This is a genomic window from Curtobacterium sp. MCBD17_035 (assembly GCF_003234815.2).
Taxonomy (GTDB): domain Bacteria; phylum Actinomycetota; class Actinomycetes; order Actinomycetales; family Microbacteriaceae; genus Curtobacterium.
Window position 1 is genome coordinate 1362777 of the sequence record NZ_CP126279.1, and the last position, 16381, is coordinate 1379157.

At 71.6% G+C, this 16381-nt stretch carries 14 protein-coding genes and 2 tRNA genes; 13 read left to right on the forward strand and 3 right to left on the reverse strand.

Annotation, left to right across the window (positions count from 1 at the left end):
* Positions 1 to 67: 67 nt before the first annotated feature.
* The 9 genes from dusB (at position 68) to DEI93_RS06530 (ending at position 12336) form a co-directional block, all read left to right on the forward strand.
* The gene (gene dusB, locus DEI93_RS06490; protein WP_111026100.1) at positions 68 to 1222 is read left to right on the forward strand and encodes a tRNA dihydrouridine synthase DusB; all 1155 of its coding nucleotides are present in this window, start codon (positions 68 to 70) and stop codon (positions 1220 to 1222) included.
* A complete protein-coding gene (locus DEI93_RS06495; RefSeq protein ID WP_111026099.1) occupies positions 1222 to 2520 on the forward strand; it encodes a deoxyguanosinetriphosphate triphosphohydrolase in 1299 nt (432 codons plus the stop codon). The genes dusB and DEI93_RS06495 overlap by 1 nt, the downstream gene beginning before the upstream one ends.
* An 83-nt stretch (positions 2521 to 2603) precedes the next feature.
* Complete coding sequence (gene dnaG / locus DEI93_RS06500; RefSeq protein ID WP_111119160.1) at positions 2604 to 4616, forward strand: DNA primase; 2013 nt, start codon at positions 2604 to 2606, stop codon at positions 4614 to 4616.
* 187 nt (positions 4617 to 4803) lie between these two features.
* Positions 4804 to 6417, forward strand: coding sequence for an ABC transporter substrate-binding protein (locus DEI93_RS06505; RefSeq protein ID WP_111119159.1), 1614 nt, complete (start codon positions 4804 to 4806; stop codon positions 6415 to 6417).
* A 156-nt stretch (positions 6418 to 6573) separates the two neighbouring features.
* Positions 6574 to 7668: an ABC transporter permease gene (locus DEI93_RS06510; RefSeq protein WP_502868538.1), complete on the forward strand. Its 1095-nt coding sequence runs from the start codon at positions 6574 to 6576 to the stop codon at positions 7666 to 7668.
* Position 7669: 1 nt separating this feature from the next.
* Positions 7670 to 8671 (forward strand): ABC transporter permease, encoded by a 1002-nt coding sequence (locus DEI93_RS06515; RefSeq protein WP_111008689.1) that lies wholly within the window; start codon positions 7670 to 7672, stop codon positions 8669 to 8671.
* Positions 8668 to 10380 carry a dipeptide ABC transporter ATP-binding protein gene (locus tag DEI93_RS06520; protein WP_111119158.1) on the forward strand — a complete coding sequence of 571 codons (1713 nt, stop codon included), beginning with the start codon at positions 8668 to 8670 and terminating at the stop codon, positions 10378 to 10380. Before DEI93_RS06515 ends, DEI93_RS06520 begins: the two co-directional genes overlap by 4 nt.
* Before the next feature lie 31 nt (positions 10381 to 10411).
* Positions 10412 to 11323, forward strand: coding sequence for an ATP-binding cassette domain-containing protein (locus DEI93_RS06525; protein ID WP_111012588.1), 912 nt, complete (start codon positions 10412 to 10414; stop codon positions 11321 to 11323).
* Positions 11320 to 12336 (forward strand): D-isomer specific 2-hydroxyacid dehydrogenase family protein, encoded by a 1017-nt coding sequence (locus tag DEI93_RS06530; RefSeq protein ID WP_258372163.1) that lies wholly within the window; start codon positions 11320 to 11322, stop codon positions 12334 to 12336. Before DEI93_RS06525 ends, DEI93_RS06530 begins: the two co-directional genes overlap by 4 nt.
* 106 nt (positions 12337 to 12442) lie before the next feature.
* On the opposite strand, the gene DEI93_RS06535 is transcribed toward DEI93_RS06530, so the two are convergent.
* Positions 12443 to 12515 (reverse strand) — tRNA-Asn (locus DEI93_RS06535).
* Between the two features lie 146 nt (positions 12516 to 12661).
* Positions 12662 to 13075, reverse strand: a complete 414-nt coding sequence (locus tag DEI93_RS06540; RefSeq protein WP_146244350.1) for an RAD23 family protein — start codon at positions 13073 to 13075, stop codon at positions 12662 to 12664.
* Positions 13076 to 13097: 22 nt separating this feature from the next.
* Between DEI93_RS06540 and DEI93_RS06545 the strand changes: the two genes are divergently transcribed.
* Positions 13098 to 13316, forward strand: a complete 219-nt coding sequence (locus tag DEI93_RS06545) for a hypothetical protein (RefSeq protein WP_146244349.1) — start codon at positions 13098 to 13100, stop codon at positions 13314 to 13316.
* A gap of 4 nt (positions 13317 to 13320) precedes the next feature.
* On the opposite strand, the gene def is transcribed toward DEI93_RS06545, so the two are convergent.
* Positions 13321 to 13896 (reverse strand): peptide deformylase, encoded by a 576-nt coding sequence (gene def, locus DEI93_RS06550; protein WP_111119155.1) that lies wholly within the window; start codon positions 13894 to 13896, stop codon positions 13321 to 13323.
* Positions 13897 to 13937: 41 nt separating this feature from the next.
* On the opposite strand from def, the gene DEI93_RS06555 reads away from it, so the two are divergent.
* The 3 genes from DEI93_RS06555 (at position 13938) to DEI93_RS06565 (ending at position 16286) form a co-directional block, all read left to right on the forward strand.
* The gene (locus DEI93_RS06555; RefSeq protein ID WP_258372162.1) at positions 13938 to 14852 is read left to right on the forward strand and encodes a DMT family protein; all 915 of its coding nucleotides are present in this window, start codon (positions 13938 to 13940) and stop codon (positions 14850 to 14852) included.
* Positions 14853 to 15000: 148 nt separating this feature from the next.
* Complete coding sequence (locus DEI93_RS06560; RefSeq protein ID WP_111008696.1) at positions 15001 to 16221, forward strand: glycosyltransferase; 1221 nt, start codon at positions 15001 to 15003, stop codon at positions 16219 to 16221.
* Positions 16212 to 16286: transfer RNA gene (locus DEI93_RS06565), tRNA-Ile, on the forward strand. Before DEI93_RS06560 ends, DEI93_RS06565 begins: the two co-directional genes overlap by 10 nt.
* Positions 16287 to 16381: the final 95 nt, after the last annotated feature.

A 16381-nucleotide genomic window follows, 5' to 3' on the forward strand; every position in this document is an offset into this window, starting at 1 on the left:
CTCGAGACGCTAACAGGGGGATCCGGCGCGGCGCTGCGACACCGAGCATCTGGGACAATGGAGGACGATGACGATCACGAGTGCACCAGCAGCGCCCCTGCGCATCGGCCCCATCGAGGTCGCGGCGCCGGTCGTGCTCGCCCCCATGGCGGGGATCACCAACATGGCGTACCGCCGCCTCTGCCGCGAGTACGGCGCCGGCCTCTACGTGTGCGAGATGATCACGTCGCGGGCGCTCGTCGAGCGGACACCGGTGTCGATGCAGCTCATCCAGCACCACGAGTCCGAGACCCCGCGGTCGATCCAGCTGTACGGCGTCGAGCCGAACACGGTGGCCGAGGCGGCGACCATGCTCGTCGCGGAGGACCGCGCCGACCACATCGACCTGAATTTCGGGTGCCCCGTGCCGAAGGTCACCCGCAAGGGCGGAGGGGCAGCACTGCCCTGGAAACTGGACCTGTTCCGCGAGCTCGTGACCAAGACGGTCCGCGCCGCTGGCGACGTGCCGGTCACGGTCAAGATGCGCAAGGGGATCGACGCGGACCACCTGACGTACCTCGACGCCGCGCGGATCGCGCGGGACGCCGGTGTCGCGGCGATCTCGCTCCACGCCCGGACGGCGAACGAGCACTACTCGGGCCAGGCGGACTGGTCGGCGATCGCGACCCTCAAGGAGACGATCACCGACCTGCCGGTACTCGGGAACGGTGACATCTGGTCGGCGGCGGACGCGCTGCGCATGGTCGACGAGACCGGGTGCGACGGCGTCGTCGTCGGTCGCGGGTGCCTCGGTCGCCCCTGGCTGTTCGGCGACCTGGCGGCGGCCTTCCGCGGCGAGGACGTCCGGGCGATGCCCTCGCTCGGCGAGGTCGCGGTCGCGTTCCGGCGGCACGCGGAACTCCTCGTCGAGTTCCTCGAGTCCGAGGAGCACGGTTGCCGCGACATCCGGAAGCACGTCGCCTGGTACTTCAAGGGCTACCCGATCGGGGGTGAGGTCCGATCCGCACTCGCGATGGCGTCGAGTCTGCAGGAGATCGACGACCTCCTCGGTCGACTCGACTGGTCCGCTCCCTACCCGGGTGCGGACGTCGAGGGCCCACGGGGTCGCGCGGGACACCCGAAGAAGACCGCGCTGCCGGACCGGTGGCTCGAGAGCCGCGACGTCGACGCGGAGTTCCGGCAGGTCCTCGCCGCGGCCGAGCTGCACCACTCGGGCGGCTGATGGACTCCCTGACGGGGCACGGCGGGTTGGCGAGCTACGGCCCCGCCGACGCCGAGCGGTGGCTGCCCGAGGAACACTCGAGCCGACGGAGCGACTTCGCCCGTGACCGCGCCCGCCTGCTGCACTCGAGCGCGCTCCGGCGGCTCGCAGCCAAGACGCAGGTGCTCAGCCCGACCACCGGCCTCGACTTCGCCCGCAACCGCCTGACGCACTCGCTCGAGGTCGCCCAGGTCGGACGGGAGCTCGCGGACAGCCTCGGGCTCGACCCGGACGTCGTGGACACCGCGTGCCTGGCCCACGACATCGGACACCCGCCGTTCGGCCACAACGGCGAGACCGCGATCAACGCCTGGGCGGCGGACATCGGCGGGTTCGAGGGCAACGCGCAGACGCTCCGGCTGCTCACGCGCATCGAGCCGAAGCTCTACGGCGAGGACGGCCGACCCTACGGACTGAACCTGACGCGGGCGAGCCTCGACGCGAGCTGTAAGTACCCGTGGCCAGCGGCGCAGGGCGTGCTCGAACCATCGTCGGGCCGGCGGAAGTTCGGGTTCTACGACGACGACGTCGACGCGTTCACGTGGCTCCGCTCGGGCGCACCACGGCGGCAGCGGTGCATCGAGGCCCAGGTCATGGACCTGTCCGACGACATCGCGTACTCGGTGCACGACTTCGAGGACGCCGTCGTGGCCGGGTTCATCGACGTGGCCGCCCTCGGGGACCGCGTCGGCGAGAACGACATCGTGTCCGCCATGCACGCCTGGGTCGGCGACACCCTGAGCCGGGACGAACTCCTCGAGGCGTTCGACCGGCTGCGGTCGCTGTCGTTGTGGATGACGTCGTACGACGGCTCCCGCGTCGCGCAGGCCCGGCTGAAGAACCTGACGAGCCAGTTCATCGGCCGGTTCGCCCGCACCGCGACCCAGGCGACGCGGGCCTCCTACGCCTCGGGCAGCCTGGTCCGGTTCGCGGCGAGCGTCGTCGTCCCGCCCGAGATCATCGGCGAGATCGCGGTGCTCAAGGGCATCGTCGCGGCCTTCGTCATGACGCAGGGCGACCGGCAGCCCGTGTACGAACGCCAGCGGGCGGTGCTCACCGAACTCCTCGACGCGCTCGTCGCGGCGGAGGACCGCGAGCTCGAGCCCGGGTTCGCCGCGGACTGGCGGGCGGCCACCGACGACGCCGGCCGGCGTCGAGCCGTCGTGGACCAGGTCGCGAGCCTGACCGACCAAGGCGCGCTCGCATGGCACAAGCGCCTCGTCGCGGGCGTGCGCGAGACCGTGCACATCGCGGTCTGAACCCGGTCCCGGGGCGCGGGGCCTGTCCACCCCCCGACGCCGGGTCCGCAGTCGGGGTCGGCGCCGCCGCGTAGGATCGTCGCGTGGCGGGACTCATCACGCGGGACGACATCGACGAGGTGCGCCAGCGTGTGAACATCGCCGACGTCGTGGGGGACTACGTGACGCTGAAGTCCGCCGGCGTCGGTTCCCTCAAGGGACTCTGCCCGTTCCACGACGAGCGGAGCCCCTCGTTCCACGTGCGGCCCCAGGTCGGTCGGTACCACTGCTTCGGGTGCGGCGAGGACGGCGACGTCTACAGCTTCCTCATGAAGATGGACCACACGACGTTCCAGGAGGCCGTCGAGCGGATGGCCGCCAAGATCGGCTTCACGCTCCACTACGAGGACGGCGACGGCCCCCGCACCGACCACAACACGCGTGCCCGCCTGCTCGCCGCGAACGAGGCCGCGGCCACCTGGTTCATCGAGCAGCTCACGACCCCGGGTGCCGAACCCGCCCGGCGGTTCCTCGGCGAACGCGGGTTCGACCCCGCCGCGGCGGCGCGGTTCGGCATCGGGTTCGCCCCGAAGTCGTACGACGCCCTCCGGGACCACCTGCGCGGACGGGGGTTCAGCCTCGAGGAGATCGTCACCGCCGGCCTCGTCAGCCAGGGCGATCGGTCCCCGTACGACCGCTTCCGCGGACGGCTCATCTGGCCCATCCGCGACGTCACGGGAGCCACCATCGGCTTCGGCGCGCGGCGGCTGCTCGACGACGACAAGGGGCCGAAGTACCTCAACACCCCCGAGACGCCCGTGTACCACAAGAGCCAGGTGCTCTACGGGCTCGACCTCGCTCGCCGGGACATCTCGAAGAGCAAGCAGGTCGTCATCGTCGAGGGCTACACCGACGTCATGGCGTGCCACCTCGCGGGTGTGACGACGGCCGTCGCGACCTGTGGCACGGCGTTCGGCGTCGACCACATCAAGGTCCTCCGCCCCATGCTCGGCGACGTGTCCGGGCGCGACCCGTCCGCCACGGGCGAGGTCGTGTTCACCTTCGACCCGGACGAGGCCGGTCAGCGCGCGGCCTCCCGGGCCTTCGCGGAGGAGCAACGGTTCGCCGCGCAGACGTTCGTCGCGGTCGCCCCGGGCGGACTCGACCCGTGCGACCTCCGCCTCGCTCGGGGTGACGACGCGATCCGCCGGCTCGTCGCCGGGCGACGCCCGATGTTCGAGTTCATGATCCGGCGGACGCTGGACGGCCACGACCTCGAGACGGTCGAGGGACGCGTGGCCGCGCTGCGGGCCGCGGCTCCCGTGCTCGCCGGCATCCGGGACCGCGCGATGACGCAGGGCTACGTCCGTGAACTCGCCGGCTGGCTCGGCCTGGACATCGGTGAGGTCCGCAGCGCCGTCGAGACCGCGCGGCGCCGGCAGGGCACCTCCGGTGACGCTGCCGGGCCGGGACGATCAGCCGCGGCGGGGTCCCGGTACGCCGATGGCACCGGGGGAGTCCGCGGTGCCGACGGCCGCGCGGGAGCAGCGTTCAGCGCGGCCGGGACCCGCGCGCTCGCGGCGGGTGGCACGGGCGGCACCGGTGGCCCGACCCCGGACGACGCCCCGACCGCGACGCTCCGCGCGCTCCCGAACGACCCGATCACGCGCATGGAGCGCGACGCCGTCATGGCGATGGTCCAGCAGCCCGAACGGGTCGGTGCCACGCTCGTCGGGCTCACGGCGGGTGCGGTGTTCACGGCCCCGGTGCTCGCGGTCGTGCGCGACGCCGTCGTGGCGAACGGGGACGCACTCGGTGGACCGGGGTGGCTCGACCGAGTGCTCGGCGACGTGCCCGGGCCGTTCGCCCCGTTCGTCCAGGAACTCGCCGTCGCGCCGCTGCCCGCCCGAACGGACGAGGACCTGGCGTTGTACTGCCGCAGCATCGTCGTGGCCCTCGTCGAACGGGACCTGCTCGCCCGGAAGGCGTCCCTGCTCGGACAGCTCCAGCGCACCGACCCGCACGAGCAGGCCGATCGCCGCGCCGAGCTCCAGCGGCAGCTCGTCGCGATCGACGCGCAGCGGATGCGGCTCAAAGCGGACGCCGAATCGGCTTGACGCCGCGCGCCGACGTGCGCCGGAGCACGCTTCCGTCCGGCCGGACGGTATTACGACGGTGTAAACAAACGTCCCCCGATTCGTCCTCCAGGTGGCGGGGGTGCCAATCTTGAGTGTCCTCGCGCGCCCAGCAGATCCACACGCGCGACCGAGGACCCCTGCATCCATGACAGAGAGGCATACGGACATGGCTTCCGTGACCAAGCTGGGCAAGCGCGCCGCCGTGCTCGCCGGAGGGGCCCTGGCGACGACGCTCGTGCTCACCGGCTGTGCGGGCGGCGGCTCGTCCTCGAACCTGAACGGCCTGATCGTCGGCACGAGCGACAGCATCGTCTCGCTGGACCCGGCCGGGTCGTACGACACCGGGTCCTTCGTGGTCCAGAACCAGGTGTTCCCGTTCCTCATGAACACGCCGTCGGGCAGCCCGGACGTCAAGCCGGACATCGCGACCAAGGGCACCTTCACGAACCCGACGACCTACACGGTCACCCTCAAGAAGGGCCTCGAGTTCGCGAACGGGCACAAGCTCACCTCGAGCGACGTCAAGTTCTCGTTCGACCGCGAGGTCAAGATCAACAACCCGAACGGTCCGCAGTCGCTGCTCGCCAACATGAAGAGCATCTCGACCCCGAACGCGACGACGGTCGTGTTCCACCTGAACCACGCCGACCAGACCTGGCCGCAGGTGCTGTCGAGCCCGGCCGGTCCGATCGTCGACGAGCAGGTGTTCTCGGCGACCAAGCTGACGCCGGCGTCGAAGATCGTCTCCGGCGACGCCTTCGCGGGCCAGTACAAGATCACGTCGTACAAGCAGAACGACCTCATCCAGTACGCCCGCAACGACAAGTACGACGGCGTGCTCGGCAAGGCGAAGACCGACCAGGTGACGGCCCAGTACTTCACCAAGGAGACCGACCTCAAGCTCGCGGTGCAGAAGGGCGACGTCGACGTGGCGTACCGCTCCTTCACGCCGACCGACGTCACGAACCTGGCGAAGAAGAAGGACCTCAAGGTCACCTACGGCCCGGGTGGCGAGCTCCGCTACGTCGTCTTCAACTTCAACACGCAGCCGTTCGGCGCGACGACGAGCGAGAAGGACCCGGCCAAGGCCCTCGCGGTCCGCAAGGCCGTCGCCGACGTCGTGGACCGCAGCGCCCTCGCCAAGCAGGTGTACGACAACACGTACACGCCCGCCTACTCGATGGTGCCGGACGGCCTGACCGGTGCGACCACGCCGTTCAAGACGCTCTATGGCGACGGCAACGGCGGCCCGGACGTCCAGAAGGCGAAGAAGACCCTCGCCGACGCGGGTGTGACCGGCAAGGTGACGCTCAACATCCAGTACGCGCCGGACCACTACGGCGAGGCGAGCGACGACGAGTACGCGCTCCTCAAGACCCAGCTCGACAACTCGGGCCTGTTCGACGTCAACATCCAGTCGACGCTGTACACGACCTACTCGGCCGAGCGCGTGAAGGACGCCTACCCGGAGTACCAGCTCGGCTGGTTCCCGGACTTCTCGGACGCGGACAACTACCTGTCGCCGTTCTTCACGAAGGACAACTTCGTGCAGAACCACTACGACGACCCGACGATCCAGAAGCTGATCGCGCAGGAGCAGGCGGAGTCCGACAAGACGAAGCGTGCGGACATCATCGGTCAGGCGCAGCAGCGTGAGGCCGAGCAGATCTCCACCCTGCCCCTCCTCCAGGGCAAGCAGGTCGCCGTCGCGAGCAAGGATGTCAAGGGCCTCGTGCTCGACCCCTCGTTCAAGTTCCGGTACGGGACGCTCACCAAGTAATCTCGGCACCACGTGCAGGGGGCGCTCCGACCGGGGCGCCCCCTCTCGTTGCCCGACCGGGAGGACCGGGGCGACCCCGGTACGGTCCGCACGCCGACGAGGCGGGCGCGAACCGTCCCTCCCGACCGGCACCGGACAGAAAGGCACACAGCACTCGTGACCGTGACCAACGCGGACCCCGTGGCGGCGGAGCCGACGAAGGCGACCGCCGCTCGTCGCTCGGCCGGCGGGGGAGGGCTCGGACGGTACGTCCTCGTCCGGTTCCTCCTCATCTTCCCGACCGTCTTCATCCTCGTGACGCTCGTGTTCTTCCTCATGCGCGTCATCGGGAACCCGATCGTCGCCTCGGTGGGTGGACGCCTGACGCCCGAGCAGCTGCAGGAACGGCTGCACGCCGCCGGGTACGACCGCCCGGTGATCGTGCAGTACCTGCAGTACCTCGGACAGATCGTCCGCGGCGACTTCGGCACGACGGTCACGGACCACCGGCCGATCAGCCAGATCATCCTCGAGTACGGCGGCGCCACGGTCGAGCTCGTGTTCTACGCGCTCATCATCGCGCTCGTGCTCGGCATCCCGCTCGGCATGCTCGCCGCGTACATGCGCGACAAGTGGCCGGACGTGCTCCTCCGGGGCCTGGCGATCCTGACGTACGCGACCCCCGTGTTCTTCGGCGGTCTGCTGCTCAAGCTCGTGTTCTCGATCTGGCTCGGGTGGCTGCCGCTCGGCGACCGCGCCTCGACCCGGGTGGAACTCGCGCTGAACAACGTCCCCGGCGCAACGGGCATCTACCTCGTCGACGCGCTCCGGACCGGGAACGGCGTCATCATCGGCGACGTCCTGCAGCACGCGGTGCTGCCGGCGTTCACGCTCGGTCTGCTGACGGCGGGCATCTTCCTGCGCCTCGTCCGCGCGAACATGATCGGCACCCTCGGGTCCGACTACGTCGACGCCGCCCGGTCGCGTGGCGTCCGCGAGTCCCGGCTCGTGCGCACGCACGCGTTCCGGCCCGCCCTCGTGCCGATCATCACCGTCATGGGGCTGCAGATCGCCATGCTCCTCGGCGGGTCCGTGCTCACCGAGACGACCTTCGGGTGGCGGGGACTCGGGTTCGAGCTCCAGCAGTACCTGTCCGCGCGCGACTTCGTCGCCGTGCAGGGGATCGTCGCGGTCCTCGCCGTCATCGTCGCCGTCACGAACTTCGTCGTCGACGTGGTCGCGGCGCTCATCGACCCGAGAGTGAGGTACTGAGATGTCCGACGTGGCCCTCCTCGACCGCCGCGAGGCCTGGTGGAAGCGCCTGCCGATCGTCGAACAGCTCCGGCGGAGCGTCGGCTGGCAGCGGGCGATGCTCGTCACCGGAGTCGTCATCTGCGCGCTGTTCCTGCTCGTCGCCCTCTTCGCGCCGCTCATCGCGCCGTACGGGTTCGCGCAGTTGCAGGACGGCGCGGGCCATCCGTTCCCACGCACCGGCGCCCCGAGCAGCACGCACGTCTGGGGCACGACCGTCGGTGGGTTCGACGTGTTCAGCCGGGTGGTGTTCGGCGCCCGCACCGCGGTCCTCGTGGTCGTCGTCGCGGTCGTGATCTCCATCGTCGTCGGCGTCCTGCTCGGCATGGTCTCCGGGTACATCGGCGGCTGGCTCGACCGGGTGCTCGTGGTCGTCGCCGACGCCGTGTACGCGTTCCCGTCCCTCCTGCTCGCGATCGTCGTGTCGATCGTGATCTCCGGCGGTCAGTCGAGCTACGCGGGCGGCATCGTCTCGGCAGGCATCTCGATCACGGTCGTGTACGTGCCGCAGTACTTCCGCGTCATCCGTGCCGAGGCCGTCCGGCTCAAGGGCGAGGCGTTCGTGGAGTCGGCCCGCGTCGTCGGCACGAACCCGTGGCGCATCATGACGCGCCACGTGCTCCGGAACGCGACGCGCAGCCTGCCGCTCATCCTGACGCTCAACGCGTCGGACGCGATCCTGACGCTCGCGAGCCTCGGGTTCCTCGGCTTCGGCATCGGCCCGACCGCGGGCTCGGAGTGGGGGTACGACCTCAACCGCGCCCTGTCCGACACCGCGAGCGGGATCTGGTGGACGGGTGTCTACCCGGGCATCGCGATCGTGCTGCTCGTGCTCGGGGTCACCTTCATCGGCGAGAGCCTCAACGACATCTCCGACCCCCGCCTCCGTGCGCGCCGCCGCGCGAAGCAGCGGGTCACCGAGCGGCCGGTCCCGGCCGCGGCCACGGAAGGAGCGGGCGCATGACGGACGCGACGAACGAGGCGGGCGCCGCGCCGCGCCTCCAGAACGGTCGGAGCACCGGGGAGGCGGTGGCGACCGTCGACGACCTGTCGGTCACCTTCGCCACGGACAACGGTGCGGTCGCCGCGGTCGACCACGTGTCGATCGACGTGCGGCCGGGTGAGGTCCTGGCCCTGGTCGGCGAGTCCGGGTCCGGCAAGTCGGTGACGGCCCGGAGCATGCTGCGGCTGCTTCCGGAGACCGCCACCGTGTCGGGTGCGGTCGTGCTCGGCGGCGACGACGTCGTGCGCGTCTCGTCGCAGCGGCTCCGGGAACTCCGCGGCACCGCGGGCGCGATGGTGTTCCAGGAGCCGTCGACCGCGCTGAACCCCGTGTTCACGGTCGGATGGCAGATCGCCGAGGGCATCCGTGCCCACGGTGGGGTCTCGAAGCACGAGGCCCGCAAGCGCGCCATCGAGTACCTGCGCCGCGTCGGGATCCCCGACCCCGAGCAGCGGGTCGACCACTACCCGCACCAGTTCTCCGGCGGTCAGAAGCAGCGCGTCGTCATCGCCATGGCCCTCGTCCTCGAGCCGAGCGTGATCATCGCGGACGAGCCGACGACGGCCCTCGACGTCACCGTGCAGGCGGAGATCCTCGACCTGCTCCGGCGCTGCCGCGACGAGTTCGGTGCCGCCATCGTCCTCATCACCCACAACATGGGCGTGGTGGCCGACCTCGCGGACCGGGTGGCCGTGATGTACCAGGGCGAGGTCGTCGAGGAGGCCGACGTACGGACGCTGTTCGCCGCGCCGACCGCCGACTACACGAAGCGCCTGCTCGCGGCCGTGCCGCGGCTGTCGGCCGCGACGACGAGCGACCGGCGGGCGCTGGTCGACGGGTCCGTCGCGCCGGTCGTGCGGGCTCGCGGTCTCGAGATCGAGTACCCGGGGCGGCTCGGATCGCCCGCGTTCCGCGCCGTCAAGGGCGTCGACCTGGCGATCCGCCCGGGCGAGGTCCTGGGACTCGTGGGCGAGTCGGGGTCCGGCAAGACGACCATCGGCCGGGCGATCGCGGGCCTCACGCGCGTGACCGGCGGGTCCCTCGAGGTGCTCTGCACCGAGATGCTCGGCTACCGCGAGCGCGACTTCAAGCCCCGTCGCAAGGAGATCGGGTTCGTGTTCCAGGACCCCGCGACGAGCTTCAACCCGCTGCTGACGATCGCGGAGGCCGTGGCCGAGCCGCTCGTCGTGCACGGTGAGGCCCGGTCCCCACGCGCCGCCCGCGCACGGGTCGACGAACTGCTCGAGGCCGTCCAGCTGCCCCGGGCGTACGGCGAGCGGTTCCCGCACGAGCTCTCGGGCGGTCAGCGGCAGCGCGCGTCGCTCGCGCGGTCGCTCGCGCTGCGGCCGAAGCTGCTCATCGCCGACGAACCGACGAGTGCGCTCGACGTGTCCGTGCAGGCCCGCGTGCTCGAACTGTTCCTCGAGCTCCAGCAGGACCTCGGGTTCGCGTCGTTGTTCATCAGCCACGACCTCGCCGTCGTCGGCGCGCTGTCCGACCGGATCGCCGTGCTGTACCGCGGCGACCTCGTCGAGGAGGGCACCGCGGCCGAGGTCCTCGGCGCGCCCCGGCATCCGTACACCCAGCGCCTCCTCGCGTCCCTGCCGGTCCCGGACCCGGCGGAGCAGGCGGAGCGACGGCGTACCCTGGAGCAGCTGGCGGCGCAGTGATCGACGGCTCCCGCGATCAGGAAGGGGACGCATGGTCGGGGTGAACGGTCCCGCGGTCATCGCGGACGACGTGTCGATCGAGTACCGCGGCACCGGCGCGGCCCGGCCGGTCCGTGCCGTCGACGGCGTCAGCCTCACGGTGCAGCAGGGCGAGATCCTCGCCGTGCTCGGTGGTTCCGGGTCGGGCAAGTCGACCCTCGCCGCGGCGATCGCCGGACAGGTGGGGGACCCGCGCGAGGGCGAGGCATCGGCCCGTCGGCACATCGTCGGCGGCGAGCTCACCGTGCTCGGACAGGGCCTGCGTCGGCTCGGCACGCACTCGCGGCGCCGCACCCGGCTGACCGGCACGATCGGCTACCTGAGTCAGGACGCGGCCGACCACCTGAGCCCGGACCTGACCGTCGGCGAGGCGATCGCCGAGCCGGTGTACGCGCGGGACCGACGGTTCGACCGCAAGGTCGCCGGCCTCATGGTCGCGCGCCTCGTCGACGCCGTGCACCTGCCGCTCGGGATCATGCGCTCGCACACGTGGGAGCTCTCGAGCGGGCAGCGGCAGCGCGTCGCCCTCGCCCGGGCGCTCGTGCTCGAGCCGCAGCTCCTCGTGGCCGACGAGCCCGCGCGGGGCGTCGACGTCCTCGTCCGCCAGTCCGTGCTCGAGGCCCTCGCGACCATCCAGCGCGCCCTCGGGTTCTCGGCGGTCGTCGTCTCGAGCGACGTCCGGGAGGCCCGTGCCCTGGCCGACCGCGTCGCCGTGCTCCGCGAGGGGCGGCTCGTCGGGCTCGGCACCTTCGACGAGGTGTTCGACGCGCCACTCGACCCCTACGTCAAGACCCTCGCCGCGACCGCCGCACGGCCCGTCAAGCGGGCCAAGCCGACCTCGCGTCGGATGGCACCCCCGATCGAGACGGCCGTCGCGGCCACGACCCCCGAAGGAACCCCGTGAGCACCAACGAACGGCAGCAAGCGACCCGCGGCCACCGCGCCGTCGTGACCGATGCCGGGCGGCCCCTCCCGGGACCGGTCCCGACCCCGGGCCCGGTCGCGATCCTCCCGGCCCCGGGGGACCTGCACGTCGCCGCGGTGGAGGCGGCGGGCGGCTCCGTCGCATCGGCCTCCGCGGACACGCGAGGCGTCGTCTGGCTCGACGCACGCGATGGGCAGGGCCTGGCGGACGCACTCGCGGCCTCACCCGGCGTGACGTGGGTCCAGCTGCCGTTCGCCGGTGTCGACGCCTTCGCCGACCTCATCGCCGACCACGGCGACCGCGTGCTGTTCACGAGCGCGAAGGGTGCCTACGCGGAGCCGGTGGCCGAGCACGCGCTCGCCCTGACGCTCGCGACGCTCCGCGTGCTGCCGAAGCGCGCCCGGGCGACGAGCTGGGCGACCGAGCCCGAGGGCGTGTCGCTGTACGGACGGAACGTCGTGGTCATCGGTGCGGGCGGGATCGCCCTCGAGTACATCCGGTTGCTCGCCCCGTTCGACACCGAGGTCACCGTCGTCCGACGGTCCGCGGAGCCCGTGCCCGGAGCGGCGCGCACCGTCACCGTCGACCACATCGACGAGGTCCTGCCGGATGCCGACGTCGTGATGATCGCCGCCGCGATGACGTCCGGCACCGCGCGACTGCTCGACGCCGACCGCCTGGCGCGCATGCGTCCCTCGGTCCGGATCGTGAACATCGCCCGTGGCGGACTCGTCGACACCGACGCGCTGCTCGCCGCGCTGCGGAGCGGGCAGATCGCCGGCGCGGGCCTCGACGTCACCGATCCCGAACCGCTGCCCGACGGCCATCCCCTGTGGGACGAGCCGGGCGTGGTCATCACGCCCCACCAGGCGGACACCCCGGACATGGTGGCGCCGCTGCTCGCCGAACGGATCCGCGTGAACACCGCGGCGTTCCTCAGCGGTGACGGCACCGGGTTCATCGGGGTCGTCGATCCGGCTGCCGGGTACTGATCGCAGGGGCCGGCGGCCCGGCGCCGGCCCGGCTCGCTGTTCCTCGTCGACTCGGCGGGAACGACAACGGCCCCCCGCAGATGCGGAGGGCCGTTGTCGTGGATCGCTCCCCGACTTGGACTCGAACCAAGAACCTGCCGGTTAACAGCCGGCTGCTCTGCCAATTGAGCTATCGAGGAATGCTGCTGAACAGCGGATACGAGCATACCAGCACTCCGGGCTCGCCACGACCACGGGGCCGCATCCCGGGCGCGTCACGCTTCGAGCTGACACCGGTGCGGTCACGTCGGATGCCCGTCCGCGCCAGGAGACCCTGTTAGCGTTCTCAGGTGCGGATCGTCCGGAGGAGCGCGGCGGCGGCGACGGCGCTCGGGCTGGCGCTCGCGTCGCTGCTGGCCCTGGGCGCGTGCACGACGAACGAGCCGGCCGCGCCGCCCACCGCGGGCGCGCTGCCGTCGACCGCGAGCCCGCAGGCACCCGGCCCGGCCTCGGGATCCTCGAGGACCGCAGCAGGCGCGGGTGCGTCAGCGGACACGGGGGCCTCGTCGGACACCGCTCCGGGCACGGGCGCGGGGGCGGGTACGGACAGCGTCGGCGCGAGCCCCGTCGTGTTCGCCTTCCGCTGCCGGACCACGACGAGCAGGAGCGCGACGGACGGCGTCCCCGACGACGACTCCGGCGACGTCACGCTCTTCACCACGTACGCCGCCGCATGGGAGGCCCGGAGTCGCTCCTGCACCGCCGTGCGGATCGCCGGGTCGGTGCCGTCCGACCAACAGCGCGCCGCCGTGGCGGCGGCGGGCGGGGCGCTCGGGCTCCGCGCGCTCGCGGGGCGGTGCGCAGAGGTCGGGACCGGTCCCTTCGACGGCAGGGTGGCCTCCCGACATGCGTTGCTCGAGGCCCGTGCCGTCGTCCTCTACTGCCCGGGGCACCCGCAGATCGCGCGCGTGCGCGCCGCCATCGCCGCGGTCGAGGACTGAGGGCTCAGCCTTCCGGGTGGTCGCGACCGGGGAGCCAGGACTTGCCCGGCACCCCCCAGCTCTGCTTGCGCACCGCCTTGAGTGCGGCCTTGCCGTACGGGTGGGACAACCGGTCGGCGTAGAGCACGCCGTCCAGGTGGTCGTACTCGTGCTGGAAGACGCGGGCGAGCCAGCCGTGCGCCTCGATCTCGTACGGGGTGCCGTCGACGTCCTGCGCGCGGAGGATGGCGCCCTCGGCCCGACGGAGCGGGAACCGCTCGCCAGGAATGGACAGGCAGCCCTCGGACTCCTCGTCCTCGTCGAGGTCTGCGTGGGTCTCCGGGACGAGGGGCGACGTCCACAGCACGGGGTTCACCGCCGTGCCCCGCCAGAGCTCGCCGTCGTCGTCCGTCCACGAGAACACGAACAGACGCTTGGCGACCCCGACCTGCGGCCCGGCCAGCCCGACGCCCGGAGCGAGGTCCATGGTGGCGTACATGTCGTCGACGAGCGCACGGAGTCCGTCGTCGAAGGTGGTGACCTCGGTCGCAGGAGCGTGGAGCACGGGATCGCCCGTGATGCGGATCGGGAGGACGGCCATTCGTCCAGGCTATCGGCCAGCCGAGCGGTAGCCTCGACCCCGTGGCGCCGGACCTCGTCGATCTCACCGATCGCATCAACATGACGCCGTTCCAGGCGCTCATGATCCCGGTGGCCCTCGTCGGCAGCGTCTTCCTGTCGCTCGGCGCGCACTTCCAGAGCGCCGGCGTGCACCGGGTCGAGGCGCGCATCGGCAGGCAGTCCGGCGGCCTGTCGGTCCGGCACGTGCTCGCGCTCCTCGGCAGTGGATCGTGGGTGCTCGGCACCCTCATGCTCGGGTGCGCCGTGGTCCTCCAACTCGTCAGCATCACCTTCGCGCCGCTCATCGTCGTGCAGCCACTCGGGGCCGTCGCCCTCGTCATCACGACGTGGTTCTCGACGCGCTCCTCGGGGGTCCCGCTCGACGCACCCTCGCGTCGGGCGGTGTGGACCTGCATCGTCGGCGTCGGGATCTTCGTGGGGATCGCCGCGCTCGTCGGACACGAGACGCCGATCACCCACAGCCAGCTCGTGACGGTGCTCGTCATCCTCGCCGTCGTGCTGGCGATCGTGCTGCTGTCCTTCCGGCTCGTCCGCAGGCGGCGCAACCCCCTGTACTTCATCGTCGGGGCCGGGATCCTCTACGGCTTCGTCGCCACGCTCGCCAAGGTGACGCTGAACCGTGTGGTGAACGGCACGTTCGACTGGGTGACCGCCGTCGCGATCGCGGGGGTGATCGTCGCCGCGGTACTCGGCGGCTACTTCGTCCAGAACGCCTACGCCAGCGGATCGCCGGACCTCGTGATCGCCGGCCTGACGGTCATCGACCCGATCGTCGCCGTGGGGATCGGCATCGTCGTCCTGCGCGAGGCCACCGGTGCGCCGTGGTTCGCCGTGGCCGGGTTCCTCCTCGCCGCGGCGATCGCGATCACGGGCGTGTTCCAGTTGGCGAAACACCAGCCCGAGGCGCGACGCTGAGCGTCGCCCGGCGCACCGGGCCGGGCGACGGTCTGTACCGATGCGCAGGACCGGGCCGACCCGCCGACGCCCGGTGGGGGCGTGCGCGGCGAGGCGTGCGGTAGCGTCGGAGGCCAGCCGAGCATGAGACGAGAGGACGACGCGCCCCGTGCCAGGACAGGACGAATCGACGACCACCCCCAGCGGGCGACCGGAGCGGCTCCGCATCCTCCTCGCCGCCGACACCTTCCCACCGGACGTCAACGGCGCCGCGGTGTTCTGCGAACGACTCGCGATCGGCCTCGCCGAGCGCGGGCACGAGGTGCAGGTCGTCGCGCCCGCCGCCAACCGCCACCACGGCACGCACGACGAGGAACACGGCGGCGTGACCTTCGTGGTGCACCGGCTCTTCTCGATGAAGTGGCCGCTCCACTCCTGGCTCCGGTTCGCGTGGCCCTGGACCGTGCGCCGGAACACCGCCCCGATCCTCGACGCGTTCAAGCCCGACGCGCTGCACATCCAGTCCCACATCGTGATCGGCCGTGGCATCGCGCGCGAGGCCAAGGCACGCGGCATCCGCGTCATCGCCACGAACCACTTCATGCCCGAGAACCTGCTCGAGTACGCACCGTTCGGACGGTGGACGCTGCCGATCGCCCTCAAGATCGCGTGGGCGGACGCGGCCAGGACGTACCGGCTCGCCGACGCGGTCACGACGCCCACCCGGAAGGCGGCGGCCTACCTGCAGGCCGCGATCAAGGCCCAGCAGGTGCTCGCGATCTCGTGCGGCATCGACGCATCCCGGTACACCTCGCGTGACCTCCGACCGCCGCGGAACGAGATCGTGTTCGTCGGCCGCGTGGCGCCCGAGAAGCAGCTCGACGTGCTGGTGCGTGCCCTGCCCCTCATCCCCGCCGAGCTCGAGGCGACGATCCGCATCGTCGGTGGCGGCGAGATGATCCCGCGGCTGTCCTCGCTCGCCGAGGAACTCGGGGTGGCGGACCGCGTCGTGTTCACCGGGTACCAGTCGGACGAGGACCTCCGGGCAGCGCTGACGAACGCCACCGTCTTCGCGATGCCCTCGACCGCCGAGTTGCAGAGCATCGCCTCGCTCGAGGCGATGGCCTCCGGACTCCCGGTCGTCGCAGCGGATGCGATGGCCCTGCCGCACCTCATCGACGGCAACGGGTACCTGTTCCGTCCGGGCGACCCGCAGGACCTGGCGGACAAGCTCACCGCCGTGCTCGCAGCGCCCGACGACGAGTACCTCCGCATGAAGCGGCAGAGCCTCGACATGATCGTCGACCACGACATCAACCGCACCCTGTCGACGTTCGAGGCGCTGTATCGTGGTGAGCCGGTGCCCGATGGCCCCGGCGCGGGGCGGTAGCCAAGCTGGTCAAGGCAGTCGGCTCATAACCGAACGATCCGCGGGTTCGAGTCCCGCCCGCCCCACCGCCGCGTTCGCCGCGGCGCGTCCGGTCGGTGGTCGTCCTCGGAGCCGGCCGCTCGCCCGCGCCGTCCCGCTCGCGTCGGTGCCGGTCGGTAGG

Coding starts and splice junctions, on each gene's coding strand:
- dusB (WP_111026100.1), top strand. CDS start 68: ATGACGATCACGAGTGCACCAGCAGCGCCCCTGCGCATCGGCCCCATC.
- DEI93_RS06495 (WP_111026099.1), top strand. CDS start 1,222: ATGGACTCCCTGACGGGGCACGGCGGGTTGGCGAGCTACGGCCCCGCC.
- DEI93_RS06505 (WP_111119159.1), top strand. CDS start 4,804: ATGGCTTCCGTGACCAAGCTGGGCAAGCGCGCCGCCGTGCTCGCCGGA.
- DEI93_RS06515 (WP_111008689.1), top strand. CDS start 7,670: ATGTCCGACGTGGCCCTCCTCGACCGCCGCGAGGCCTGGTGGAAGCGC.
- DEI93_RS06520 (WP_111119158.1), top strand. CDS start 8,668: ATGACGGACGCGACGAACGAGGCGGGCGCCGCGCCGCGCCTCCAGAAC.
- DEI93_RS06525 (WP_111012588.1), top strand. CDS start 10,412: ATGGTCGGGGTGAACGGTCCCGCGGTCATCGCGGACGACGTGTCGATC.
- def (WP_111119155.1), bottom strand. CDS start 13,896: ATGGCCGTCCTCCCGATCCGCATCACGGGCGATCCCGTGCTCCACGCT.